At 72.2% G+C, this 23,339-nt stretch carries 22 protein-coding genes and 1 pseudogene; 11 read left to right on the top strand and 12 right to left on the bottom strand.

The annotated features are described in order from the left end of the window. The coding region (locus tag Cco03nite_RS38680; RefSeq protein ID WP_275412111.1) for a sigma-70 factor domain-containing protein at nt 1–328 on the bottom strand (328 nt) is incomplete at its 3' end. Between the two features lie 113 nt (nt 329–441). On the opposite strand from Cco03nite_RS38680, the gene Cco03nite_RS38675 reads away from it, so the two are divergent. Beyond that, nucleotides 442–1,227: a sporulation protein gene (locus Cco03nite_RS38675; protein ID WP_203699004.1), complete on the top strand. Its 786-nt coding sequence runs from the start codon at nt 442–444 to the stop codon at nt 1,225–1,227. Nucleotides 1,228–1,411: 184 nt separating this feature from the next. Here Cco03nite_RS38675 and dtd read toward each other — a convergent pair whose 3' ends face one another. Next, complete coding sequence (gene dtd / locus Cco03nite_RS38670) at nt 1,412–1,834, bottom strand: D-aminoacyl-tRNA deacylase (protein ID WP_203699003.1); 423 nt, start codon at nt 1,832–1,834, stop codon at nt 1,412–1,414. 76 nt (nt 1,835–1,910) lie between these two features. Further along, nucleotides 1,911–3,368: a DUF7782 domain-containing protein gene (locus Cco03nite_RS38665; RefSeq protein ID WP_203699006.1), complete on the bottom strand. Its 1,458-nt coding sequence runs from the start codon at nt 3,366–3,368 to the stop codon at nt 1,911–1,913. A 71-nt stretch (nt 3,369–3,439) separates the two neighbouring features. On the opposite strand from Cco03nite_RS38665, the gene Cco03nite_RS38660 reads away from it, so the two are divergent. Further along, complete coding sequence (locus Cco03nite_RS38660; protein ID WP_203699002.1) at nt 3,440–3,991, top strand: VanZ family protein; 552 nt, start codon at nt 3,440–3,442, stop codon at nt 3,989–3,991. A gap of 2 nt (nt 3,992–3,993) precedes the next feature. Here Cco03nite_RS38660 and Cco03nite_RS38655 read toward each other — a convergent pair whose 3' ends face one another. Both Cco03nite_RS38655 and Cco03nite_RS38650 read right to left on the bottom strand, forming a co-directional pair. Continuing rightward, nucleotides 3,994–4,341 (bottom strand): type II toxin-antitoxin system PemK/MazF family toxin, encoded by a 348-nt coding sequence (locus Cco03nite_RS38655; RefSeq protein WP_203699001.1) that lies wholly within the window; start codon nt 4,339–4,341, stop codon nt 3,994–3,996. Continuing rightward, complete coding sequence (locus tag Cco03nite_RS38650; RefSeq protein ID WP_203699000.1) at nt 4,328–4,558, bottom strand: ribbon-helix-helix domain-containing protein; 231 nt, start codon at nt 4,556–4,558, stop codon at nt 4,328–4,330. The genes Cco03nite_RS38655 and Cco03nite_RS38650 overlap by 14 nt, the downstream gene beginning before the upstream one ends. A 120-nt stretch (nt 4,559–4,678) precedes the next feature. Between Cco03nite_RS38650 and Cco03nite_RS38645 the strand changes: the two genes are divergently transcribed. Further along, nucleotides 4,679–5,260, top strand: coding sequence for an HhH-GPD-type base excision DNA repair protein (locus Cco03nite_RS38645; RefSeq protein ID WP_203698999.1), 582 nt, complete (start codon nt 4,679–4,681; stop codon nt 5,258–5,260). Nucleotides 5,261–5,372: 112 nt separating this feature from the next. Here the strand turns inward: Cco03nite_RS38645 and Cco03nite_RS38640 are convergent, their stop codons facing one another. Together Cco03nite_RS38640 and Cco03nite_RS38635 are read right to left on the bottom strand one after the other, a co-directional pair. Then, nucleotides 5,373–6,965: an MFS transporter gene (locus Cco03nite_RS38640; protein ID WP_239168007.1), complete on the bottom strand. Its 1,593-nt coding sequence runs from the start codon at nt 6,963–6,965 to the stop codon at nt 5,373–5,375. Beyond that, on the bottom strand, nt 6,955–7,653 hold the full coding sequence (locus tag Cco03nite_RS38635) for an LppX_LprAFG lipoprotein (protein WP_203698998.1): 699 nt from the start codon (nt 7,651–7,653) through the stop codon (nt 6,955–6,957). The genes Cco03nite_RS38640 and Cco03nite_RS38635 overlap by 11 nt, the downstream gene beginning before the upstream one ends. A 320-nt stretch (nt 7,654–7,973) precedes the next feature. Between Cco03nite_RS38635 and Cco03nite_RS38630 the strand changes: the two genes are divergently transcribed. The 4 genes and pseudogenes from Cco03nite_RS38630 (at nt 7,974) to Cco03nite_RS38620 (ending at nt 15,456) form a co-directional block, all read left to right on the top strand. Continuing rightward, nucleotides 7,974–9,395 (top strand): aspartate aminotransferase family protein, encoded by a 1,422-nt coding sequence (locus Cco03nite_RS38630; RefSeq protein WP_203698997.1) that lies wholly within the window; start codon nt 7,974–7,976, stop codon nt 9,393–9,395. Between the two features lie 158 nt (nt 9,396–9,553). Further along, nucleotides 9,554–10,915, top strand: a pseudogene (locus Cco03nite_RS43280) (amino acid adenylation domain-containing protein); the annotation flags it as partial. Beyond that, nucleotides 10,892–14,605, top strand: a complete 3,714-nt coding sequence (locus Cco03nite_RS38625; RefSeq protein ID WP_444546535.1) for a Pls/PosA family non-ribosomal peptide synthetase — start codon at nt 10,892–10,894, stop codon at nt 14,603–14,605. The pseudogene Cco03nite_RS43280 and the gene Cco03nite_RS38625, both read left to right, overlap by 24 nt. 116 nt (nt 14,606–14,721) lie before the next feature. Further along, on the top strand, nt 14,722–15,456 hold the full coding sequence (locus Cco03nite_RS38620; RefSeq protein WP_203698995.1) for an alanyl-tRNA editing protein: 735 nt from the start codon (nt 14,722–14,724) through the stop codon (nt 15,454–15,456). A gap of 176 nt (nt 15,457–15,632) precedes the next feature. Here Cco03nite_RS38620 and Cco03nite_RS38615 read toward each other — a convergent pair whose 3' ends face one another. From Cco03nite_RS38615 to Cco03nite_RS38605, 3 genes are all read right to left on the bottom strand, one after another. Next, the gene (locus tag Cco03nite_RS38615; protein WP_203698994.1) at nt 15,633–16,013 is read right to left on the bottom strand and encodes a DUF3099 domain-containing protein; all 381 of its coding nucleotides are present in this window, start codon (nt 16,011–16,013) and stop codon (nt 15,633–15,635) included. Nucleotides 16,014–16,119: 106 nt separating this feature from the next. Further along, nucleotides 16,120–17,034: a carbohydrate kinase family protein gene (locus tag Cco03nite_RS38610; protein WP_203698993.1), complete on the bottom strand. Its 915-nt coding sequence runs from the start codon at nt 17,032–17,034 to the stop codon at nt 16,120–16,122. Continuing rightward, complete coding sequence (locus Cco03nite_RS38605) at nt 17,031–17,954, bottom strand: pseudouridine-5'-phosphate glycosidase (protein ID WP_203698992.1); 924 nt, start codon at nt 17,952–17,954, stop codon at nt 17,031–17,033. The genes Cco03nite_RS38610 and Cco03nite_RS38605 overlap by 4 nt, the downstream gene beginning before the upstream one ends. Before the next feature lie 89 nt (nt 17,955–18,043). On the opposite strand from Cco03nite_RS38605, the gene Cco03nite_RS38600 reads away from it, so the two are divergent. The 4 genes from Cco03nite_RS38600 (at nt 18,044) to Cco03nite_RS38585 (ending at nt 22,047) form a co-directional block, all read left to right on the top strand. Then, the gene (locus Cco03nite_RS38600; RefSeq protein ID WP_203698991.1) at nt 18,044–18,289 is read left to right on the top strand and encodes a DUF3039 domain-containing protein; all 246 of its coding nucleotides are present in this window, start codon (nt 18,044–18,046) and stop codon (nt 18,287–18,289) included. A 125-nt stretch (nt 18,290–18,414) separates the two neighbouring features. Next, a complete protein-coding gene (locus tag Cco03nite_RS38595; RefSeq protein ID WP_203698990.1) occupies nt 18,415–19,356 on the top strand; it encodes a ribokinase in 942 nt (313 codons plus the stop codon). A gap of 146 nt (nt 19,357–19,502) precedes the next feature. Beyond that, nucleotides 19,503–20,144 carry a trimeric intracellular cation channel family protein gene (locus tag Cco03nite_RS38590; RefSeq protein WP_203698989.1) on the top strand — a complete coding sequence of 214 codons (642 nt, stop codon included), beginning with the start codon at nt 19,503–19,505 and terminating at the stop codon, nt 20,142–20,144. Between the two features lie 184 nt (nt 20,145–20,328). After that, nucleotides 20,329–22,047, top strand: coding sequence for a DEAD/DEAH box helicase (locus Cco03nite_RS38585; protein WP_203698988.1), 1,719 nt, complete (start codon nt 20,329–20,331; stop codon nt 22,045–22,047). A 208-nt stretch (nt 22,048–22,255) separates the two neighbouring features. On the opposite strand, the gene Cco03nite_RS38580 is transcribed toward Cco03nite_RS38585, so the two are convergent. After that, nucleotides 22,256–22,489: a DUF7455 domain-containing protein gene (locus Cco03nite_RS38580; RefSeq protein ID WP_120321755.1), complete on the bottom strand. Its 234-nt coding sequence runs from the start codon at nt 22,487–22,489 to the stop codon at nt 22,256–22,258. A gap of 381 nt (nt 22,490–22,870) precedes the next feature. Then, the coding region (locus Cco03nite_RS38575; protein ID WP_203698987.1) for a sigma-70 family RNA polymerase sigma factor at nt 22,871–23,339 on the bottom strand (469 nt) is incomplete at its 5' end.

Raw genomic sequence — 23,339 nt, 5'->3', positions numbered from 1 at the left:
GACCGGTGTAGCGCTTGGCGATGCTGACCACCAGGCGCAGGTTCGCCTCCAGCAGGTGGTTCTTGGCGGCCTGACCCTCGCGGATCACGGTCTCCAGGTCGCGGTCGTGCTCGATGCCGTCGCGCTCCATCACGTACTCGGCCATCAGGCCGGCCTCGATCCGGCGCGCCAGCGCGACCTCCTGCTCGGCGGTCAGCAGCTTGGTGCGGCCGATGAGGTTGAGGTACGCGCGGACGAGGTCGGTCGAGACGCCCCGCTCATCGGTCTCGTCCAGATCGGCGGTCGTGCTGTCCAGTACGGCCACTGCATTCATGCTCTCGTCGCTCATCGCTGTCCTCCCCGTGTCGCCTTGTGTACTGGACAGCTTGGTGTATGGCGCGTGAGACGGCGGTGAGACGATTTCGTGAATCTGCCACGATGGGGCGGACAGGGGAGGGACGTGTGGTCGTGAAGCGCCTGATGCGCATGTTCGGGGTCGGCGGGCCGTCGGTGCGGACGGAGTTGACGGTGTCGCGGGCCAAGCCCGGCGGCAAACTCACCGGCACCGTCGAGGTGACCGGCGGTGATCACCAGGTGTCGATCGGGTACATCGCGTTGGTGCTGGTCACCGACGTCGGTGTGCAGGGTGGGCTGCTCGGTGACCAGTCCACGGGAGAGATCAGCCGGCAGAAGGTGGTGGAGGGCTTCACGCTGGCCGCGCGGGAGCGTCGGATATTCGACATCGCCTGCGACGTGCCGCTGGAGACGCCGCTGACCCGTGCCTTCGGGCAGCCGATCGCCGGGATGAACGTCGGCCTGCGTACCGAGCTGGAGGTCGCCCGCGCGGTCGACCGTACCGACCTGGACCCGGTCGAGATCGACCCGATGCCGGCGCAGCAGCACATCCTCGACGCGCTGACCAAGCTCGGCTTCCAGTTCGTGAAGGCGCACATGGAGAAGGGCCGCCTGCGCGGGCTGCCGCAGACGCTGCCGTTCTACCAGGAGATCGAGTTCCTGCCCGGCGCGGCGTACGCCGCCCAGGTGCGCAACCTCGAGGTCACCTTCGTCGCCACCGACCGCAAGCTGCACGTCGTGATGGAACTGGACAGAAAGGTCGGCCCGCTGGCCGACCGCGACATCTTCGGCCGATTCACGGTCGACCCCGCCACCCTCGCCGACACCGACTGGCGCGGCCTCCTCCAGGACTGGCTGGCCCAATCCACCACCCGCAAGGGCCCCCTGTTCTGACCGCCCCCTTTCCGCGTTGATCATGAACTTATGGCACGGTTCGACGGCGTGTCGCGGCCACAAGTTCATGATCAACTAGGGAGTCGGCCGGGTCGGACCGCAGCCGGCTCGGGCGAGCCGGCTCGGGTGGGGTCTGGTGATGGTCGGGCCGTTCGCCGGGCGACCCGCTCGTGCGTCCTCGCCGTCAGAGGTCGAGGATCAGCGTGTTGGGTCCGACGTTCACCGACTCCACCAGCATCTGGGTGCGGAAGCGTCCCGTCTCGACGGTGGCGCCGCGGGCGCGGAGTGCTTCGACGAACGCGGTGAACACCGGTTCGGCGACCTCGGCGGGGGCGGCGGCCTGCCAGGTGGGGCGGCGGCCCTTGCGGGCGTCGCCGTAGAGCGTGAACTGGCTGACGACCAGCAGCGGCGCGCCGACGTCCGAGGCGCTGCGCTCGCCGTCGAGCAGGCGCACCTCGTACACCTTGCGGGCCATCGTCTCCACGGTCGCCTGGGTGTCGCTGTGCGTCACCCCCAGCAGCACCAGCAGCCCGTCCTTGATCTCCCCGACCACCTCGCCGCCAACAGTCACGCTGGCCCGGCTCACCGTCTGCACTACCGCGCGCACCGGCGCCCCTCTCCCGTCGCGTCGATCATGAAGTTATGCCGACGACACACCGTCGAACCTTGCCATAAGTTCATGATCAACCCGGAAGGGGGAGGAGGAGGCCGCGTTCGACGAGGTGGTCCAGGACGGGGAGGAGGGCTTGGGAGAGGGCTTCGGCGGGGGCTTCGTGGGCCGCGGCCAGGAGGGCGATCTGGTCGTGCAGGGGGAGGTCGCCGTTGGAGCCGCTGACCAGGGCGAGGATGAGGGGGTCGATCTCCTCTACCCAGCGCAGGCCTTCGGGCATGGCGAGGAGTTGGCGGTCGACGATCCAGCCGTCGTCGCCCATGGTGGCCTCCTGGCGGAGTTGGAGGCCGTCGACGCGGCGGTAGCGGGCGGCGAGGAGCTGGTCGCGGTCGCGGGCGTCGAGCCAGTCGCGGCGGGTGAACCACTCCGCGACCCGGTCGCCGAGCGGAGCCTGCACCTGCTGGCGCAGGTCCTCGCAGACGACCGACGGGTCGGCCTTGCCGCTGTGGCGGGCGGTGACCAGGCCGAACCCGATCGCCTCGACGCCGTGCGCGGCGAACCAGTCCAGCCACTCGGCGGCCCGCAACGCGTCGTGCTTCTCGCTCGCGTCGGCCAGCCAGAGGCGTACGTAGTCCAGCGGGTCGCTGACCTCGCGCTGGATCGCCCACAGGTCCATGCCGGTGCCCGCGAACCAGCTCGCGACCCGGTCCTCCCAGTCCTCGCCCTTCACGTGCACCCAGTTGGCCAGGAACTGCAGCGTGCCGCCCTCGTTGAGCAGCGCCGGCGCGGCCCCGGCGAGCTCGGCGCAGACGCCGTCGCCGGCCCGGCCCGAGTCGCGGTACACGTGGGTGGCCAGGCCGGGCCCGACCACGAACGGCGGGTTGCTGACCACCAGGTCGAACCGGCGGCCGGCGACCGGGGCGAGCATGTCGCCCTGCAGCAGCTCCCAGCTCATGCCGTTGAGCGCCGCCGTCGTCGCGGCGAAGCGCAGCGCGCGCGGCGACAGGTCGGTGGCCGTCACGGCGCGCGCGTGCGTGCTCAGGTGCAGCGCCTGCACGCCGCAGCCGGTGCCGAGGTCGAGCGCCGTGCCGACGGGGGTGCGCACCGTCGCGCCGGCCAGCGTCGTGGACGCGCCGCCCACCCCGAGCACGTGGTCGGCGGGCAGCTGGCGGCCCGGCTGGGCGGGCAGGTCGGACAGGACCCACCAGTCGCCGTACGGCTCCAGGTCGACGCCCGCCGCGAGCCCGCCGTCGGCGAGCACCACGAGCCCGGCCGCGCGGGCCGCGGCGATCGGCAGCGGGGCCAGCGCGGCGGCGACAGCGGCCTCCGGCTCGGTCTGCCCGCAGATGAACAGCCGGATCAGGGTGTCCAGCGGATCACCCGAACCGGTGATCCGCAGCGCGGCCCGGAAGTCGCTGCGGCCCGCGTCGGCCGACGCCTGCGGCCCCAGCCGGTCGGCGATGCCCGAGGCGGTGAACCCGGCGCCGGTCAGCGCGGTTCGCAGATGATCGATGTCAGCGTTCTCCAGCAGCGTCTGCACCCTGACATCGTGCACCAACGCGCGGCGCACGGTGCACGGACGTGTGCACTAACCTGCTGCGCATGGCACAGGTATGGGCGCACTGGCACACCGTTCTGATCACGACGGCGGCGCTGGTGCCCCTGACCCTGCTCATCGTCGCCGGGCTGGTCCGGCGCAGGTCGCGGGCGGGCGTGCCGCGCGGCCGTGCCTGGCGCTGGTCGCTGGCCGAGGGCGCGATGGTGCTCGGCACGCTGCCCTGGGTGTGGATGACGATGACCCCGCAGCAGGTGCCGCCGGACACCACCCTGCTGTATCTGGTGCCGCTGAGCGACCTGGGCCAGCAGTTCACCATGCCGCTGCCGTGGGTGGTCGCGCAGATCGGCGGCAACCTGCTGGTGTTCTTCGCGCTCGGGGCGGGTGCGCCGGTGCGTTTCGCGGCGCTGGCCTCGCCCGTGCGGCTGCTGCTGCTCGGCGCGGGGTGCTCGCTGGCGATCGAGGTGACCCAGCTGCTGTTCGTCGCCAACCGGGTGTGCAGCGTCGACGACGTACTGGTCAACGCCGCCGGCTGCCTGCTCGGCGGCCTGGTCACCCGCCTCTGGTGGGCCCGCCCCCGGGTCCCCGTCCCGGCCTGACCCTAAAGATCAAGGTGTACGCGTAGCGCGGCGTCCAGCCTGCTGAGCGTTTCGGGGCGCAGGCTGCCGAGCCGTTGGCGCAGGCGTGTGTAGTCGACGGATCTGACCTGTTCCGCCTGGGCCTTCGAGGCGCGGTTCAGCCCGGCCTCACCCGCGGGAATCAGCACCTGGAACGGGTAGACCCGGTCGGTGTTGGAGGTCACCGGCACGAGCGTGACGACGCCGCGGCCGGCTCGCTCCGCGGTGCGGTTGGCCGCGGTGTTGCCCACGAGAACCGCCGGCCGGACCTTGTTGGTCTCGGACCCCAGGGCCGGGTCGAGGTTGACCAGGTACACGTCACCGCGCTGCATCTGCCGGCCCGTCGCCCTCGGTGGCGCTCCACAGCCTGCCGTCCTCGCCGGCGTCCCACTCGTCGTATGCCGCCGCGTAGGCGTCTTCGAGTTCGCTCGCCCGCAGCAGGTCGATGGCGCGGTGCAGGACCGCGGACCGGGAGGCGCTGCCCCGCCGGTCGGCGTAGTCATCGATGAACTCGATGTCCTCCTCCGGCAGGCTGACGCTCAGTTTCATGGCTTCGATGCTACCGGGAGGGGCCGATCGATGCTACTGACGTTGCTACCAGGGGTGCGACGCCGGCGAAGGCGTCGAGCCGTGTGGGTGGCACGCGCCGGCTTCTGAGATCCTGTGACCATGGCGAAGGTGTGGTTGGCACAGGACGACGCGGCAGATGAACTCCTCCTGAATGATCCGTTTGCCCGGATACTCGGCATGCTGTTGGACCAGCAGATCCCGCTGGAGAAGGCGTTCGTGGGGCCGTACCGGCTGGCCGGGCGGATGGGTGTGCAGCGGCTCGACGCGGCGCAGATCGCCGACTACGACCCGGCCGCGTTCGCGGAGCTGTACGCGACCCCGCTCGCCATCCACCGTTTCCCCGGCTCGATGGCCGAGCGTACGCAGAAGCTCGCCCGCGCCGTCGCCGACGAGTACGACGGGGACGCCGCGAAGATCTGGACCGGGGCCAAGGACGGCAAGGACCTGTTCAAGCGGCTGTCCGCGCTGCCCGGCTTCGGCAAGATGAAGGCGCAGATCTTCATCGCGCTGCTGGGCAAGCAGTTCGGCGTGCAGCCCGAGGGGTGGCGCGAGGCGGCCGGGGTGTACGGCGAGGAGGGCTCGCTGCGCTCGGTGGCCGACATCCGCGACGCGGCCTCCCTCGCCAAGGTCCGCGAGTTCAAGAAGCAGATGAAGGCCGAGGCCAGGGCCGCCAAGCCCTGACGCGCCCACACCGCCCGGCGTCGAGCCGCAGTCAGCCCGGCTCACAGCCCTGAAGAGTGAGGAAGGGCACCTTCCACAACGTATACCGATAAGAAGGTGCCCTTCCTTCGCTTTAGGCGCTGTCGAGGAGGGCTTCGGTGTCGGCGGGGGTGGGGGTGGTGGGGACCGGTGGGGTGCGGCGGGGGCGCATGCCGAGGGCGGCGAGGGCGCCGAGGAGGCAGATCGCGGCGGTGCCGAGGAAGATCTCGCGGTACTCGGCGCGCAGCGCGGCGTCGAGGGCGGTCTGGTAGGCGGTCAGGGCGCGGCGGAACTCGTCCTCGGTCAGGCCGAACGGCAGCGGCGTGGGCAGGTCCTTGGTGAACTCCTGGAAGCGGTGCAGGCCCCAGGCGGTCAGCGCGGCGACGCCGAGCAGCATGCCCATCATCCGGGCGACCACGACGGCGGCGGAGGCCACGCCATGCTGGACGGCGGGCACGATCCGCAGCACCAGTGCCGACACCGGGGCGATGACCAGGCCCAGGCCGAGCCCGGCGAGCACCAGGTCGGTGTCGAGCCGGGGCAGGCTGAGCGGGCCGAGTTCGTGCCGGGCGGCGAGCAGGTCGGCGGGCCAGCCGGCGATCAGCAGGTACGCCCCGGCGGAGCAGGCCAGGCCGACGACGGTGAGCAGCCGTTCGCTGAGCCGCCGCAGCAGCAGCCCGCCGAGCACCGCGCCGACCGGCAGCGCGACCAGGAACCGGGTGAGCAGCAGCGTGCTGTCCAGGCTGTCCAGCCGCAGCAGGGTGTGCCCGACCAGTTCCACGTCGACCAGGGTGACCATCAGCGCGGCTCCCGCGCAGGCGCTCGCGGCCAGCGTGGCCAGCAGCGGTCCCATGGCGACGCCGGCCGGGTCGAGCAGGCGGGTGCGGGCACGCCACTCCCAGGCGACGAACGCGACCAGGGCGACGCCGGCGGCGGCGAGCACGGCGGGTCCCCAGCTCGGCAGCACGGCGTGCGCGGGGTCGGGGTTGTAGAGGCCGATCACGCACAGGCCGAGCACGAGGGCGAGCAGCAGCCCGCCGGCGACGTCGACGCGGCGCGGGGGAGCGGCGGGGGCGGTGCGGTGCGGGGGCACCAGCAGCCAGACGGCGACGCCGATGAGCACGGCCAGCGGGATGTTGATCCAGAAGATGCCGCGCCAGCCGATCCACAGCGCGACGGCCGCGCCGAACAGCGGGCCGAGCACCGCGCCGAGTTCCTGTGCCGCGCCGACCCAGCCGAGGGCGGCGGGGCGGGTGGCGGGCGGGAACAGGTCGGCGATCAGCGCCATGGTGACGGGCAGCAGCGCGCCGCCGGCCATGCCCTGCAGCGCCCGGCCCGCGACCAGCGGGGCCAGGTCGGTCGCGGTGGCGGTGACGACGGAGCCGACGGCGAACGCGGCGAGGCAGGCGAGGATGAGGACCCGGCGGCCGTACCGGTCGGACAGGCTGCCCAGCAGGGGCATCGCCGCGACGTAGCCGAGCAGGTAGCCGGTGACGAGCGGGGTGGCCCGCTCCAGGTGGTTGATCGGGATGCCGAGGTCGTTGACGATGTCGATCAGCACCGAGACCAGCACGTACGCGTCGAGCGCGCCGAGCAGCACGGCGAGTGCTCCCATGCCGACGGCGAGCCGGTGGCGCGGGGCGGCGGGGACCGCCCCGCCGCCCGTGGCGTCGTGATCAGGGCGCACTGATCGTCACCGGGTCGTTGTACTTGGTGAAGAGGACGGTGACCGTGCCGGCCGGGTCGCTGCCCTTGGCCGGGATGGTGAACTCGCCCTTGACCAGCTGCTTGCTGGTGGCGTCGAGCCAGATGTTCCCGGTGACGCCCTCGCCGACGCCCGGGATCAGCGCGGCCAGCGCGACCGGGTCGGGCTCGACCTGGATCTTGTAGGTCTCCTTGCCGTCGACCGTCTCCTTGGCCTGCGTGGTCGCCGTCTTGATGCTGGTGAGCAGCTTGGCGACGCCGCGGTTCGGGTCGAGGATGGCCGACGGGTCGTACACGGTGGCGGCGGCGGCCAGCGGCAGCTTCTGGAAGCCGCCGGTGGCGGCCTTGAGCCACAGGTCGGTGCCGACGATGACGAACTGGGCCTCGATCGCGGTGCCGAACTGCTCGATGGAGGCGGTGCCCTGCGCGGAGCCCGCCTGGGTGAGGTCGCCCTCGGCGCGCTTGAGGGTCAGTCCGCTGATCTTGCCGTTGACGTCGATGACGAAGTGCGCGGACTTGACCTCGGCCATCGCCTTGGCCCCGTCGGCCAGCAGGGTCTGCGCGGCGGGCAGGTCGGCGGGCGGGGTCTTGTCGTCCGCTGTGGAGGTGCACCCGGTGAGGGTGAGGGCCAGGGCGGCGAGCGCGGCGAGCGCATACGAGGTGCGGGACATACGCGCATGTTAGTGGGGGCCGCCACGCCGGGCCCGACACGCCGCTTGCACACGTGTTGACCTGGCCTTTCTTATACCAGTTTCGCGAAGTCCCTCGCAGGGGTCCGGACCGGAATCCGTCCTTCGGTCCATAGCAGACCGGACGAACCTTCTGAAATCCGGAGCAAGCTATCGGTCGCTCGGTAGCATCACGGAGGGTGAGCTAACGATTTCATTTGGTAATCGTTATGGCGTCGTCCTCCCACCTTCGGGCGGAGTGCGAGGGCCGCTCGCCCAGGTGGAGCCTCCCGGCGCCACCGTGTCCTGCCTGAGGAGAACCAATGACGATGCTCAGCGAGCCTGACGCATTGACCGGGCCGTCCGTCCACTGCGACCTGCCCGGACCCCGTTCGGCCGAACTGCTGGAGCGCCAGCAGCGCCGCGAGTCCAACGCGCGCACCTATCCCCGCAACATCCCCATCGCCATCGCCGAGGGTTCCGGCAGCTTCGTGCGCGATGTCGACGGCAACGTGTTCATCGACTTCCTCACCGGCGCGGGCGTGCTGTCACTCGGCCACAACCACCCCGAGCTGGTCCGCGTCGTCACGTCGCAGCTGGGCCGGCTGACCCACGCGCTGGACTTCCCGACCCCCGCCAAGGACGCCTTCATCGAGGCCCAGCTGTCCATGCTGGCCCCTGGCCTGCGCGAACGCATGCGGGTGCATTTCTGCGGGCCGACCGGCGCCAACGCCGTCGAGGCCGCGATCAAGCTGTGCAAGACGGCCACCGGCCGCGGCGATGTCATCTCGTTCCAGGGCGGCTACCACGGTTGCAGCCACGCCGCGATGGCCGCCTCCGGCCTGGTCTCGCAGAAGCGCCCGATCGCCAACGGCGTGCCCGGCGTGCACTTCTACCCGTACTCGTACTGCGCCCGCTGCCCGCTGGGCCTACGGCCCGACAGTTGCGAGACCAACTGCGCCGGGCTGCTGGAGAAGTCGCTGCTCGACCCCAACGGCGGCGTCGCCCGGCCGGCCGCGGTGATCCTGGAGCTGGTGCAGGGCGAGGGCGGGGTCATCCCGGCCACCCGTGACTTCGTCCGGCGGGTGCGGGCGCTGACCCGCTCGCTGGACATCCCGCTGATCGTCGACGAGGTGCAGACCGGCTGCGGCCGCACCGGCACCTGGTTCGCGTTCGAGCAGTACGACATCGAGCCCGACGTGATCGTGGCGTCCAAGGCGCTGTCCGGCATCGGCACGCCCATCGCGCTGATCATGTACGACGAGCGGCTCGACGTCTGGCAGCCCGGCGCGCACACCGGCACCTTCCGGGGCAACCAGCTCGCCTTCGCCGCGGGGGCGGAGGCGGTCCGGATCCTGCACCGCGACGAGATCCTGGCCAACGTGCGCGAGCGCGGGGCGCAGGTGGCCGACCGGCTCGGCGAGCTGCGGGCCCACCCGGTGGTGCGCGAGGTGCGCGGCCGGGGCCTGATGTGGGGCGTCGAGCTGGCCGACCCGGGCGACGGGCGCTCGGCCGGGCAGCTGGCCCGCCAGGTGCAGGCTCGCGCGCTGCGCAGCGGCCTGATCGTCGAACTCGGCGGGCGCGACGACTGCGTCATCCGGATCCTGCCGCCGCTGAACGTGACCGCCGAGGTCATCGACATCGCCTGCGGCATCGTCATCGACGCCATCGAGGAGTCGTGCCGCCCCGGCGGCGAGGCCGACGAGCCGGCGACCGCACGTACCGGAGCGGACGGCATCGGCTGAGCGGCGGGCGCCACCGCGCCCCGCCGGAAAGCGGTCTGTCCGGCGCGCCGCCCGCGCGGCGCGCCGGACGGGCGACCGCCACGCCGAACGCGGCCCCGCCCCAGGCGGGCCTGCCCGTTCCGCTCAGCCGTCCTTGTCGTCCGCGGAGGGAGAAGCCCATGAGCACACGCGTCCTCGATGTCAATGATCTTCCTGAGTTCCCTGACGTCGAACCCGGTCGCAACGGCGGTCTCGTGCTGACCTGCCCGGGCTACGAACACGAGCCGCGCTGGCGGCCGGGCGAGCGGTTGTCGCAGCTGTTCGAGCAGCAGTGCGACCGGCTGCGCCGCTACGGCCGGGGCGAGCAGCTCGCCGTGGACACCGGCGAGGAGGCGCTCACCTACGACGAGGTCGACGCGCGCGCCAACCGGCTGGCCCGGCACCTGATCAGCCGCGGGGCCCGGCCCGGCGACCGGATCGCGCTGCTGTTCGACCAGGCCGTGCAGTCGTACGTCGGCATGCTCGCCATCGGGAAGATCCACGCCGCGTACGTGCCGCTGGACACCGGGTTCCCCGCCGACCGGCTGGCCTACATCGTCGGCGACTCCGGGGCGCGGCTGGTGCTGTCGGTGTCGCACCTGCGCGAGCACCTGGCCGAGGTCGCCGAGGCCGAGGTGCTCTGCCTCGACGAGATCACCGCGGAGCTGGCGGCCACCGCCGAGGACCGGCTGGCCGGCGAGGAGTGCGGCGAGCCCGCCGACGAGCTGGCGTACATCATCTACACCTCCGGCTCCACCGGCCGGCCCAAGGGCGTCGCCGTCGAGCACGCCGCCATCGTCAACTTCGTCCGGGTCGCCGCCGAGCTCTACGGCGTGCGCCCGGAGGACCGGATGTACCAGGGCATGACCATCGCCTTCGACTTCTCGGTCGAGGAGATCTGGGTGTCCTGGATGGTCGGCGCGACCCTGGTGCCCAAACCCGGCGGGGCCAGCCTGCTCGGCCGGGACCTGTGGGAGTTCCTCACCGCGCGCGGCGTCACCGCGATGTGCTGCGTGCCGACGCTGCTGGCCACGCTCGACGAGGACCTGCCCGACCTGCGCTTCCTGCTGGTGTCCGGCGAGGCCTGCCCGCAGGACCTGGTCACCCGCTGGCACCGGCCGAACCGCCGCTTCCTCAACGTGTACGGGCCCACCGAGGCGACCGTCACCGCGACCTGGACGCCGGTGCACCCGGACAAGCCGATCACGCTGGGCCTGCCGCTGCCGACGTACGCCACGGTCATCCTCGACCCCGACGCGCCCCGCGCCCTGCCCCCGGGCGAGCTGGGCGAGATCGGCATCGCGGGCATCGGCCTGGCCGCCGGTTACGTCAACCGCGACGACCTGACCGAGCGCGCCTTCATCCCCGACTTCCTCAAACTCAAGAACAATCCGTCCGGGCGCATCTACCGCACCGGCGACCTGGGCCGGGTCAACGAGGCCGGCGAGATCGAATACCTGGGGCGCATCGACACCCAGGTGAAGATCCGCGGGTACCGCATCGAGCTCACCGAGATCGAGTCGGTGCTGCTGCAGGTGCCGGGCGTGGCCCAGGCGGTGGTGGACACGCACCGCCCCGAGCCGGGCGTGACCGAGCTGGTCGGCTACTACAGCCTGCGCAAGGACACCGTCACCCTGGACCGCCAGCAGATCTACGCCTGGCTGCGGGAACGGCTGCCGGGGTACATGATCCCGTCGTACCTGGAGCAGCTCGACGCGATCCCGATGCTGCCCAGCGACAAGGCCGACCGCAAGAGCCTGCCGCCGCCGAGCAACCGCCGGCTGGCCGCCCCGCCCACCGACGCCGTGCCCACGACCCCGGTCGAGCAGGGGTACGCCGATGTGCTGGCCGAGATCGTCCGGGTGGACCGGGTGGGCGTGGAGAGCCACTTCTTCGAGGAGGTGGGCGCGGACTCGCTCCTCATGGCGCGCTTCTGCGCCAAGGTGCGGCAGCGCGCCGACCTGCCCTCGGTGTCCATGCGCGACGTGTACGTGTACCCCACCGTGCGGGCCCTGGCCGCCGCCGTCGCCCCGGTCACCGCCGCCGAGCACGCGCCGCCGCGCACCGCGCCGGTCCCGGCGCGCGAGACCCGCCGGGCGAGCTCGCTGCAGTACTGGGCCTGCGGCCTGGTGCAGCTGCTGATGGGGCTGGGCAGCGCGGTGATGGCCGGCTACCTGCTCATCTTCGCGTTCCGCTTCATGGCCGCCGCGAACGGCTTCCTCGACCTGTACCTGCGCTCGGCGGCCTTCAGCATCGCCGGCTTCCTGATCCTGACCATCTACCCGATCGCCGTGAAATGGCTGCTCATCGGGCGGTGGAAGGAGCAGGAGATACCCCTGTGGGGGCTGACCTACCTCCGCTTCTGGTACGTGCGCATGTGCATGGGCGCGAGCCGCCTGCTGATGTTCTACGGCACCCCGCTCTACCCGTGGTACCTGCGCCTGCTCGGCGCGAAGATCGGCCGCAACGTGGTGATCCTGTCGCCGGTCATGCCGATCTGCACCGACCTGCTGACCGTCGGCGACAACACGGTCATCCGCAAGGACTGCTACTTCCTGGGCTACCGGGCCCAGTCCGGCTACATCCAGACCGGCCGGATCACCATCGGCAGCGACGTGATCGTCGGCGAGCACACCGCGCTGGACATCGACTCCAGCATCGGCGACGGCGCGCGGCTCGGCCACTCCTCGACGCTGCCGCCGGGATACGCGGTGCCGGCCGGTGAGAGCTGGCAGGGCATGCCGGCCCAGCCCGGCCACCCCGGCCTGCCGGCGGTGCCCGCGCGCAGCTGCGGCTGGCTGCGCAAGACCGTCTACAGCGGTGTGAAGATCGCCAACCAGGTGCTCACCCGCGGCCCGCTGGTGTTCGGCGCGCTGGTCGCGCTGGTCACCCAGGTGCCGCTGCTCAAGGGCCTGGTCGACGGCAAGCCGTTCTCGCTGAGCAGCATGATCTACCTGGACCTGGTGCTGGCCTCGGCGGTGCTCTTCGTGGTCGGCCTGCTGCTCGGCCTGGCCTCCATCGTGGTCATCCCGCGCGTGCTCAACCTGCTGTGGAAGCCCGACACGGTCTACCCGCTCTACAGCTTCCGGTACTGGCTCGCCTCGACGATCTCCGGGATGACCAACTCCGCGCTGTTCATGCGCCTGTTCGGCGACAGCTCGTACGTCGTCAACTACCTGCGCTGGATCGGCGTCGACCTGCAGCAGGTCGTGCAGACCGGGTCCAACTTCGGCATCGAGTTCCGGTTCGACACGCCGTTCCTGTGCACCATCGGCACCGGCACCATGGTGTCCGACGGCCTGTCCATGGTGAACGCCGACTACTCGACCACCTCGTTCACGATGTCGCGGGTCGTCGTGGGCGCCCGCTCCTTCGTCGGCAACGACGTCACCTTCCCGGCCGGCCACGCCGTCGGCCAGAACGTGCTCTACGCGACCAAGGCCACGGTGCCCACCGACGGCCCGATCCGCCACGACACCGGTCTGCTCGGCTCGCCGTCGTTCCCGATCGCGCGGGTCGTCTCGCGGGAGGCCGGCTGCGAGGCGCCCACCGGCGACGCGCTGCGCCGGCAGCTGACCTTGAAGAACCGGTACAACCTGCGCTCGATGGCCCTGTTCCTGTTCGTGATGTGGATCTCGGGTGCGGTCGGCCTGGTCGTGCTCGCCGCCGCGCTGGACATGTACTCCGAGTGGAGCGTGCTGGTCATCCCCGCCGCGGGCGTGGTCATGCTGGCCTTCCAGCTCTGCTACAGCGTGCTGGTGGAGCGGCTGGTCGGCGGGTTCCGGCGGCTGCGCCCGCGGCGCTGCTCCATCTACGACCCGTACTACTGGTGGCATGAGCGGCTGTGGAAGCTGGAGGCGCCGGTCCCGTTCGCGGGCACCCCGTTCCGCCCGCTGATCTGGCGGCTGCTGGGCGTGCGCATGGGTAAGCGGGTGTACGACGACGGCGCGTACATGTCCGAGCGGACCATGATGACCGTCGGCGACGACGCCTGCCTCAACGCGGGCGTGGTGATCCAGTGCCACTCCCAGGAGGACGGCATGTTCCGGTCCGAGCCGACCGTGATCGGCTCCGGCGCGACGCTGGGCGTCAAGGCGTTCGTGCACTACGGCGTCACCGTCGGCGACAACGCGGTGCTCGGGGCGCACTCGTTCCTGATGAAGGGCGAGCAGATCCCCGACGGCGAGGACTGGACCGGCAACCCGGCCCGGCAGGTGTGCGAGCCGCTGCCCGCCGCCGTGCCGCGCCGGACCAGGCCCGTGCCCTGCGTGTCCGGCCCGCGGGCCGGCTCCCGGGCCGCGGCCCGCGCCCTGCTCACCGAGCTGCGGGCGACCCCCTCGCCGCGGCGGCGGCGTCCGGCGGGGGTGGCGGTGTCGCTGTTCGCGCTGGCCGCGTGCCGGCGGCGGGAGAAGGACCTGGCCCAGTTCCTCAGCGCGGACGAGCGGGCCGAGGCCGCGAGCATGCGCTCGGACGAGCGCCGCAGCTCCTTCGTCGTCACCCGGGCGCTGGTCCGCATGATCCTGTCGATCGAGTGGCACGGCGAGGTCGCGCCGCGCAACTGGAGCCTGCACTACGGCGGATTCGGCAAGTTGACCGTGTCCGGCCCGCTCAGCGGCATCGACGTGAGCGTCTCGCTGACGGACTCGGCGATCGCGGTGGCGGTCTCCGACGCGTACGACATCGGGGTGGATCTGGAACCGGCGGGCCGGGAGGGCGCGTCGCTGCCCTGGACCGTGCTGTCCGCCGCCGAGCACGCCCGCCTGATGGAGGCCGACGACCAGGGCGAGCAGCTGCTGCGGATGTGGACGCTGAAGGAGGCCTTCACCCGCTGCGCCGGCGACGACGGCGAGGTCCGCTTCGAGCAGCTCGACACGCTGCTGGAACCGCTGCAGGTGGTCGGCGCCGCGCCGAACGGCCGCCAGCGCTACTGGTTCCACCAGGAGCAGTGGGGCAGCGCCGCCGAGCAGCACTGGGTGACCGTCGCGGTGCGGCGGCGGCCCACCGGCCGGCGCGGTCGCAGGCCGGCCGGACGGGGCGTACGGCCCGCGGTCGCCAAGTCGGTGGGCCGCGCCCCGCGCCCCGGCACCCGCCCCGCGACGAGCCAGGACGTGATGATGCAGATCCTGGCCGGGGGCCGGGTCACCGCCCGCACCGTCGCGGCGCCGAACACCGCCGCCGGTGGGGACGCCTGACCGCCGCGGGCACGGTCGCACCGGGCACCGCCTCCAACGGGACCCTCGACGGGCACCGGCGTCACCGGCCGCGTCGCCGGACAGGCGGCAGCCGGTGACGCCTAGACTCCAGGGTCATGGGCGTCACACACCACGGGCGCACCGAGCGCCTCGACCTCGCCGATCCGACCCTGCGCGACTGGACCTGCACCGTGCTGGCCGCCGATGCCGAACAGGGCATCGTGCTGGACCGCTCGGCCTTCTACCCGGGCGGCGGCGGCCAGCCGCCGGACCACGGCGTGCTGCTCTGGCAGGGCGTGCAGACCCGGATCACCGGCACCCGCAAGGGCGACGACCTGTGGCTGATCCCGGCCGAGGGAGACCCGGTGCCGCCGGTGGGCACGCAGGTCGCCGGAGCGGTCGAGGACACCCGGCGCACCCTGCTGATGCGTACCCACTCCGGCCTGCACGTGCTGTGCGGGGTGGTGTTCCGCGACTTCGGCGCGCTGGTCACCGGCGGCAACATGGAGCCGGGCGAGGCCCGGATGGACTTCAACCTGCCCGAGGTGCCCGCCGACTTCAAGGCGCGGCTGGAGGAGCTCGTCAACACCGAGGTCGGCGCGGACCGCCAGGTGGTGACCAAGGTGCTCGGCAGGGACCAGGCGCTGGCCCTGCCCGACATCATCCGCACCCAGTCCAACCTGATCCCCGCCGACGAGCAGGAGATCCGCATCGTCGACATCGTCGGCCTGGACGTGCAGGCCGACGGCGGCACCCACGTCGCCTCGACCGCGCAGATCGGCAAACTCCAGGTCGTCAAGGTCGAGTCCAAGGGCAAGGCCAACCGCCGCGTCCGCGTCCGCCTCGCCTGACCGCACCCGCCTTCGCGCGGCCGCGCCGCGCCCCGCGCGCCGCTCATGATCGTCCGACTTGCCTGGCACCTGTGCGTATCTTGAAGGCGCTTTCACCCAGGTGCCAGGCAAGTCGAGCGATCATGGCGGGCGCGCAGCCCGGCGAGGAGTGTGGGCGGGCGAGGAGTGTGAGCGGGTCAGGCGGGGCGGCTGGGGTCGGCCGGAGGCGGGGCGTCTTCGACGGTGCCCTCGTAGACCGGGCCGGCGGCCTGGGCAGGCAGGGCGTTCGCGGGGACCGTCTGGTGGCGGTAGCGCTTGAAGCGGTGCTCGTCCTTGGGCGGGCGGTCGTTCGCCAGGATCACGGCCAGCCAGGGCAGCAGCACCATGCCCAGGCCGCACAGCGGCAGCCACAGCCACAGCAGCGGCACCTGCAGCATGGCCAGCACCGAGCCCAGGATCAGGCAGCCTGCGCGCAGCAGCATCATGAAGATGTAGCGCCGCTCGCGCCGCCGCAGCTCGACCTCCGGGCTCTCCGCCGCATCGGTGATCAGCGCCGGACGGTCCGCCTGCCTTTTCACGATGCCTCCCGCACGATGCCTCCTGATAGCCGGGGAACTCTTCCATCCTGCTCCCCTCCGATCGGCCTGCCGACAGCGGGCGGCGGACCGTGCCGGACGCCACGGGTCAGGCCGGCGGCAGCGGCGGGCGGGCGCCGACGATGCCGACCGCGCGAGCGCCCAGGCGGCAGCCCGCGAGCAGGGCGTCGTGCGGCCCGGCCCCGGCCGACCAGGCGGCCAGCAGGCCCGCGGCGAAGGCGTCGCCCGCGCCGGTGGCGTCCACGATCGGCACCGGGTCGCCGGTGACGTGCACCACGCCGGCCGGGCCGGCCCACAGCGCCCCGTGCGCGCCGAGCTTGACGACCACGTCGCCGCCGATCGCGTACGACATCCGCAGCGCCTGGTCGGCCGGGTCGCCGGGGCCGGCCAGCGCGGTCGCCTCGTCGGCGTTGGCCAGCAGCAGGTCCACGCCGCGCACCCAGTCCAGGAACGGGTGGCCGGTGACCCCGTCCTCGATCAGCTCGGTGGTGACCGCGTACAGCGGCGCGGCCGAGGCGGCGTCGACGCAGGTGCGCAGCCCCGCCGCGCGGGCCGAGGCGAGCGCGTAGCGCCCGGACGGGCGGGACGGCTGGTCCAGCAGGGTGTACCCGGACAGGTGCAGCAGCGACGCGCCCTGGGCGATGGCGGCGTCCACGTCGGCGGAGGCCAGCAGCAGGTTCGCGCCCCGATCGCTGATCATGGTGCGCTCGCCGCCGTGCGTCAGCACCACGATGCTGCCGGTGCTCGCCCCGGGGCGCACGCTGACCTGGGTGCGTACGCCCGCCTGGTGCAGCTCGGCGAGCCGGTCGCGGCCGGCCTGGTCGTCGCCGACCGCGCCCACGAAGGTCACCGGCGCGCCCAGCGCGGCCAGCCACGCGGCGGTGTTCGCGGCCTGGCCGCCCCCGGCGACGTGCACCGTCGCCGGGGTGTCCGAGCCCTGTGCCAGCGGTGCCCGCAGCACCGCCAGCACGTCGGTGACCAGGTCTCCGACGGAGAGGATCACTGCTTGCCGGCCGCGACGGCGATCTGCGCGGCCAGCGCCGCGTTGCGCAGGATGATGCGTACGTTGACCGCCAGGCTCTGCCCCTGTGTCGCGGAGTGGAAGTGCGACAGCAGCACCGGCGTCACCCGCTTGCCGGTGACCCCGTCGCGCTCCACGATCGCCAAGCCCTCGGCCAGGGTGCGGTCGTGCAGCTCGCGGTCGAGCTGCTCGTCCTCCGGCAGCGGGTTGGCCACCACCAGCGCGCCGCGGTGCACGCCCTGGTCGCGCTGCGCGCGCATGGCCGCCGCGATCTGCTCGGGGGAGTCCAGCCGCCAGTCCACGCCGAACCCGCTGTCCCGGATGAAGAACCCGGGGAAGCGGTCGGTCCGGTAGCCGGCCACCCCGACGCCGAGGGTCTCCAGCCGCTCCAGGGTCGCGCCCACGTCGAGGATCGACTTCACCCCGGCGCAGACCACGACGATCGGTGTCTGGGCGAGCGTCCACAGGTCGGCGGACTCGTCGAAGGTCTGCGCGGCCTCGCGGTGCACGCCGCCCAGGCCGCCGGTCGCGAACACGCCGATGCCCGCCGCTGCCGCGATCGCGGAGGTGCTGGCGACCGTGGTCGCGCCGTCGCCACCGAGCGCCGCCGCGATGGCCAGGTCGCGCACCGAGAGCTTCGCCACGTTCTCGCCGGTGGCCAGCCGGGTGAGCGCGTCGTCGTCGAGCCCGGCCACCAGCCGGCCGCCGACCATGCCGATCGTCGCCGGGACCGCGCCGTTGTCGCGTACCACCTGCTCGATCTCGCGGGCGACCCGCAGGTTGTCCGGCCGCGGCAGGCCGTGCGAGACGATCGTGCTCTCCAGCGCCACCACCGGCTGCCCGGCGGCCAGCGCCGCCTTGACCTCGTCACCCAGCTGAATGCTCACACCAGTCACGATCATGAGCTTACGGGGCGGCCGGTGAGGGCCGCCTACCAGCGTGGCGTGATATCAGGCTGGGCTGCCAGCCGGTGACCTGAGACAATGTTCGGGTGACCACACCAGTGACGAACCCCAGCACCATCCTTGATGAGCGCGTTGCCACGGACTATCGCCTAGATGAGGGCGACCACGAGCGCATGTCGCACTACGCGCCCAAGGACAAACTGCTCGAAGCCATGATCGAGGGAACGCCGGTGCGCGCCCTGTGCGGCAAGGTCTGGGTGCCCACCAGAGACCCGAACCGTTTTCCGGTGTGCCCGGAGTGCAAAGAGATCTACGAGAACCTCTCCGAATGATCCGGCTTGCGCGCCGACGGACGGCTGTCAGGGCCGTGCGGCACGGGGGTCTCGGCGCGCCGCCAGCAGCCCGCACAGCGGGCTCCGTCAGGTCGTAGCGCCCGCGGGCGCAGCGAGGAGCGGGCATGACCGCGAGCGTGGTCGTCGTGGGCAGCGCGAACATGGATCTGGTGGTGGCGACTCCCACCCTGCCGCGCCCCGGCGAGACCGTGCTCGGCGACGGCTTCTCGACCGTTCCCGGTGGTAAGGGCGCCAATCAGGCGGTCGCCGCCGCCCGCGCCGGGGCCCGGTGCCACTTCCTGGGCGCGGTGGGCCTGGACGCCTTCGGCGACGAGCTCAAAGGCTGCCTGGCCGCGGCCGGGGTGGAGCTGGACGGGCTGCGCCGGGTGGCCGGACCCTCCGGCGTGGCGCTCATCGCCGTCGACGCGGCCGCGGAGAACCTCATCGTCGTCGCGCCCGGCGCTAACGCACAGCTCACCGAGCTGGACTCGGTCGACCGTGAGCTGATCGAGAGCTGTGACGTGCTGCTCTGCCAGCTGGAGATCCCGCTGGAGACGGTCACCCAGGCCGCCGTGGCCGCACGCGCGGGCCAGACGGTGTTCGTGCTCAACGCCGCCCCGGCCCGCGCCCTGCCGGACGAGCTGCTGGCCCTGGTCGACGTGCTGGTGGTGAACCAGACCGAGGCCGCCGTGCTGGCCGGGCTCGACGGCGGCCACGACCCGTCCCAGGCCGACAACGTGCCCGAACTGATGGCGAACCTGCTGGCCTCGGTGCCCCGGGTGGTGCTGACCCTCGGCGCGGCGGGGGCCGCGTACGCCGACCGCGACGGCACGCGGCTGGAGGTCGGCGCGCCGCCCGTCGCCGCGGTGGACACCACCGCCGCCGGGGACGCCTTCACCGGCGCGTTCGCGGTGGCCTGGGCGCAGGGCCGACCGGTCGAGGAGGCGCTGCGCTGGGCCTGCGCCGCGGGCGCGGCGTGCGCCCAGCACTGGGGCGCGTCGAGTTCCCTGCCCCAGCAGGCTGACATCGACGCCCTCTACGAACGCGCCTACCAGCCGCAGCCCTGATCCGGCCGGTGCCGCCGCGATCCGGCACGGCGCCGCGGCCCGTCCGGGGGCATCGCGGGCGGTCGGGCATCGCGGGCGGGTTCCGGTGGGCGGGCCGGCGGCGAGGCGGCGCGGGGGTACGGCACACCGCGTCGTAGCCTGCGCCGGTGGACAGTTCGTCGGCCCTGCTCGTCGGGGACCTCGCCGGGGTCGCCGTCTTCGCCGCCTCGGGCGGCTCCGCCGCGGTCGGCAAGCGGCTCGACCTGTTCGGCGTCGTGTTCGTGGGTTTCGTGGCCGCGCTGGGCGGCGGCATCCTGCGCGACCTGGTGATCAACCAGGTGCCGCCGCTGGCGTTCGCCGACTGGCGCTACCCGGCCACCGCGATCGTCGCCTCGCTGGCCGTGTTCTGGCTGCACCCGCACCTGGACCGGCTGCGGCGCACCGTGCTCGGCCTGGACGCGGCCGGGTTGGGCCTGTTCACGGTCACCAGCACGCTCAAGGCGCTCGACGCCGGGGTGCCGGCCGTGGGCTCGTGCCTGCTCGGCATGCTGACCGGCATCGGCGGGGGACTGGTCCGCGACCTGCTGCTCAACGAGATCCCGGTGGTGCTGCGCCGGGAGATCTACGCGGTGGCGTCGCTGCTGGGCGCGATCGCGGTGGCGTCGCTGGTCCGGCTCGGCTGGGGCAGCGTGCTCACCTTCACCGGCGCGGCGCTGCTCGTGTTCGTGGTGCGTATCACGGCCCTGTACCGCCACTGGTCGGCACCGCGGCCGCGGCTGGGCGGTGGCGCGACCACGGATACCGGCTGACGCGGCCGCCGGATCGGGTGGTGTGCAACGCGACTCACCATTTTCGGGCCGACAGTCGCGGGGACCTGTCCTGACGAGCCGATAGACTCAGGGCCCGCCTTCGAGGTCCGGCCGGACTCCCTTCGGTAGTGGCCGACCCGAGGGCTCTTTCGTGCGAACCCCCGTCTGAGCAGGAGGCTGCCGCGTGGCGCTGGCCCGCCCCGTCCCCGAGTCGTTCCCGGCGCTGCGCGCCTGGCAGCGCAAGGCACTGGTCGAATACATCCGCCGGCGCTCGCCCGACTTCCTGGCCGTCGCCACGCCCGGCGCGGGCAAGACGACGTTCGCGCTGCGCATCGCGGCCGAGCTGCTGGCCGACGGCAGCGTGGACGCGGTCACCGTGGTCGCCCCGACCGAGCACCTGAAGCTGCAGTGGGCGCAGGCGGCGGCCCGGGTGGGCATCCAGCTCGACGCGATGTTCCGCAACGCGGACGTGCACACCAGCAGCGACTTCCACGGCGCGGTGGTGACGTACGCGCAGGTCGGCATGGCGCCGCAGGTGCACCTGCGGCGCACGCTGACCCGCAAGACGCTGGTCATCCTGGACGAGATCCACCACGCGGGCGACTCGCGCAGCTGGGGCGACGGCGTGAAGGCGGCGTTCGAGCCGGCCGTGCGGCGGCTGATGCTGACCGGGACCCCGTTCCGGTCCGACGAGAACCCGATCCCGTTCGTCACGTACGAGCGGGTCGGCGAGGTGCAGCGCTCGCGGGCCGACTCGGTGTACGGCTACGCCGACGCGCTCGCCGACGGCGTCGTCCGGCCTGTGATCTTCCTCGCCTACTCGGGCGAGACCCGCTGGCGCACCAGCGCCGGCGACGAGCTGGCGGTGCGCCTCGGCGAGCCGCTCACCCAGGACCTGATCGCGCACGCCTGGCGCACCGCGCTGGACCCCAAGGGCGACTGGATGCCGCAGGTGCTCCGGGCCGCCGACGCGCGCCTGCAGGTGCTGCGCTCGGGCGGCATCCCGGACGCCGGGGGCCTGATCATCGCCTCGGACCAGCAGACCGCGCGGGCGTACGCCAAGCTGATCGAGACCATCTCCGGTGAGAAGGCCGTCGTGGTGCTCTCCGACGACACCGGCGCGTCCGCCAAGATCGCCGAGTTCAGCGCCTCCCAGCAGCGCTGGATGGTGGCGGTCCGCATGGTGTCCGAGGGCGTCGACATCCCGCGCCTGGCCGTCGGCGTGTACGCCACCAGCGCCTCCACGCCGCTCTACTTCGCCCAGGCCATCGGCCGCTTCGTGCGGGCCCGCCGCCCCGGGGAGACGGCCAGCGTCTTCGTGCCCAGCGTGCCGACGCTGCTCGGACTGGCCAGCGAGATGGAGCTGGAGCGCGACCACGTGCTCGGTGGGCCCAAGGCCAAGGACGGCCTGGACGACGAGCTGCTGGAGCGCGCCCAGCAGTCGGAGAACGCCAGCGGGGAGCTGACCAAGTCGTTCGAGGCGCTGTCGGCCACCGCGGAGCTCGACCAGGTGATCTTCGACGGGGCGACCTTCGGGCTGCCCGCCCAGGCCGGCACGCCCGAGGAGGAGGACTTCCTGGGGCTGCCCGGCCTGCTCAGCGCCGACCAGGTGGCCGCCCTGCTGAGCAAGCGCCAGGCGGAGCAGGCGGCGGCCGTACGCCGTAACCGGGCCGAGCAGACCCCCGCTCAGCGCGAGCCGGTGGCCCGCGACATGTCCGCCACCGAGCGCCGCATCCACCTCCGCCGCCAGCTCAACGCCCTGGTGGCCGCCCACCACCACCGCACCAACCTGCCCCACGGCAAGATCCACGCCGAGCTCCGCTCGAAGTGCGGCGGCCCCCCCAGCGCCCAGGCCACGATCGAACAGCTCGAAGAGCGCATCGCGACGATCCAGAGCTTCTGAGGTCCGAGGGTCCGGCCGCCGCCACCACCGCGTCCGGCCGCCGGCGTCACGCGCCACCAAGGAGGTAAGCGAAGCGAAGCCGACGACTGGCGCGTGACGTCGGCTGAGAGGCCGGACGCCGCAGCCGCCGGAGGCGGCTGCCAGCAGCACAGCACGCCGAAGGGGGCACCGCTGGTTGCGGTGCCCCCTTCGGGTCAAGCCTGTGGTGTTACTTGGCCATCATGTCGGCGCCCCGCCAGGTGAACTCGGGGTCCGCCGCCACTTCCACGGCAATCTTGACAAGGTCGTCGGCGTACTTGTTGGCGTGGTGTCCGCAGAACACCAGCTCGCCCCCACCGGCCAGCTTCACACGCAATTTGCCCGCCGCGTTACAGCGGTCGCACCGTTCATCGGCGGCTGGGGCAGCCACCGTTTCCGGCGGCGGCGTGAGGGTCTGGGTCATCGCCTTCCTCCTCTGGTCGTCACCGATGCTGATATCCATCGTCGATCCGCCGAGTCCAGCAGCGCCGAACCCGCCATTGTCATTCAGCTCGTTGCCCATGTAAGCCTCCAACACCGTCCGTGCCGAAGGGCTTCCCGGCGGAGGCCTCGGGGGGACCGGGGTCACAGCCGTCGAGCGGTCGAGCCTACCTGGTCAGACGGGTTATCGGGGAGATGACCCGTCCTGCACAGTGTGCCGTCCCACCAGAGTGCCACGTCAACGATCGCGCGTCGAACAGAAACAGAGCGCCTACCCGTCTATGTACGCACGGTGAGTATCTCTGTACGTTCGGTGGATACCAAATGCCCGATATGCGCGCAGTGTCGACTTGACTTACTGGCTTTAGTCGAGGTAGTCGCGCAGGACCTGCGAGCGCGACGGGTGCCGGAGCTTCGACATGGTCTTGGACTCGATCTGCCGGATCCGCTCGCGCGTGACCCCGTACACCTGGCCGATCTCGTCTAAAGTCCGCGGCTGGCCGTCGGTGAGGCCGAACCGCAGGCGCACCACGCCCGCCTCCCGCTCGGACAGCGTCTGCAGCACCTGCTGGAGCTGGTCCTGCAGCAGCGAGAAGGACACCGCGTCGACGGCCACGACCGCCTCGGAGTCCTCGATGAAGTCGCCGAGCTGGCTGTCGCCCTCGTCGCCGATGGTCTGGTCCAGCGAGATGGGCTCCCGGGCGTACTGCTGGATCTCCAGCACCTTCTCCGGGGTGATGTCCATCTCCTTGGCCAGCTCCTCCGGGGTGGGCTCGCGGCCCAGGTCCTGGAGCAGCTCGCGCTGGATGCGGCCGAGCTTGTTGATCACTTCG

Source organism: Catellatospora coxensis (assembly GCF_016862635.1).
Lineage (GTDB): Bacteria > Actinomycetota > Actinomycetes > Mycobacteriales > Micromonosporaceae > Catellatospora > Catellatospora coxensis.
The sequence above is the reverse complement of the archived record's forward strand: the minus strand, read 5'-3'. Positions and strand labels throughout refer to the sequence as shown.

Coding starts and splice junctions, on each gene's coding strand:
- Cco03nite_RS38635 (WP_203698998.1), bottom strand. CDS start 7,653: ATGTCCCGCACCTCGTATGCGCTCGCCGCGCTCGCCGCCCTGGCCCTC.
- Cco03nite_RS38580 (WP_120321755.1), bottom strand. CDS start 22,489: ATGACCCAGACCCTCACGCCGCCGCCGGAAACGGTGGCTGCCCCAGCC.
- Cco03nite_RS38655 (WP_203699001.1), bottom strand. CDS start 4,341: ATGCAGCGCGGTGACGTGTACCTGGTCAACCTCGACCCGGCCCTGGGG.
- Cco03nite_RS38620 (WP_203698995.1), top strand. CDS start 14,722: ATGGGCGTCACACACCACGGGCGCACCGAGCGCCTCGACCTCGCCGAT.
- Cco03nite_RS38605 (WP_203698992.1), bottom strand. CDS start 17,954: ATGATCGTGACTGGTGTGAGCATTCAGCTGGGTGACGAGGTCAAGGCG.
- Cco03nite_RS38650 (WP_203699000.1), bottom strand. CDS start 4,558: ATGAAACTGAGCGTCAGCCTGCCGGAGGAGGACATCGAGTTCATCGAT.
- Cco03nite_RS38595 (WP_203698990.1), top strand. CDS start 18,415: ATGACCGCGAGCGTGGTCGTCGTGGGCAGCGCGAACATGGATCTGGTG.
- Cco03nite_RS38660 (WP_203699002.1), top strand. CDS start 3,440: ATGGCACAGGTATGGGCGCACTGGCACACCGTTCTGATCACGACGGCG.
- Cco03nite_RS38645 (WP_203698999.1), top strand. CDS start 4,679: ATGGCGAAGGTGTGGTTGGCACAGGACGACGCGGCAGATGAACTCCTC.
- Cco03nite_RS38630 (WP_203698997.1), top strand. CDS start 7,974: ATGACGATGCTCAGCGAGCCTGACGCATTGACCGGGCCGTCCGTCCAC.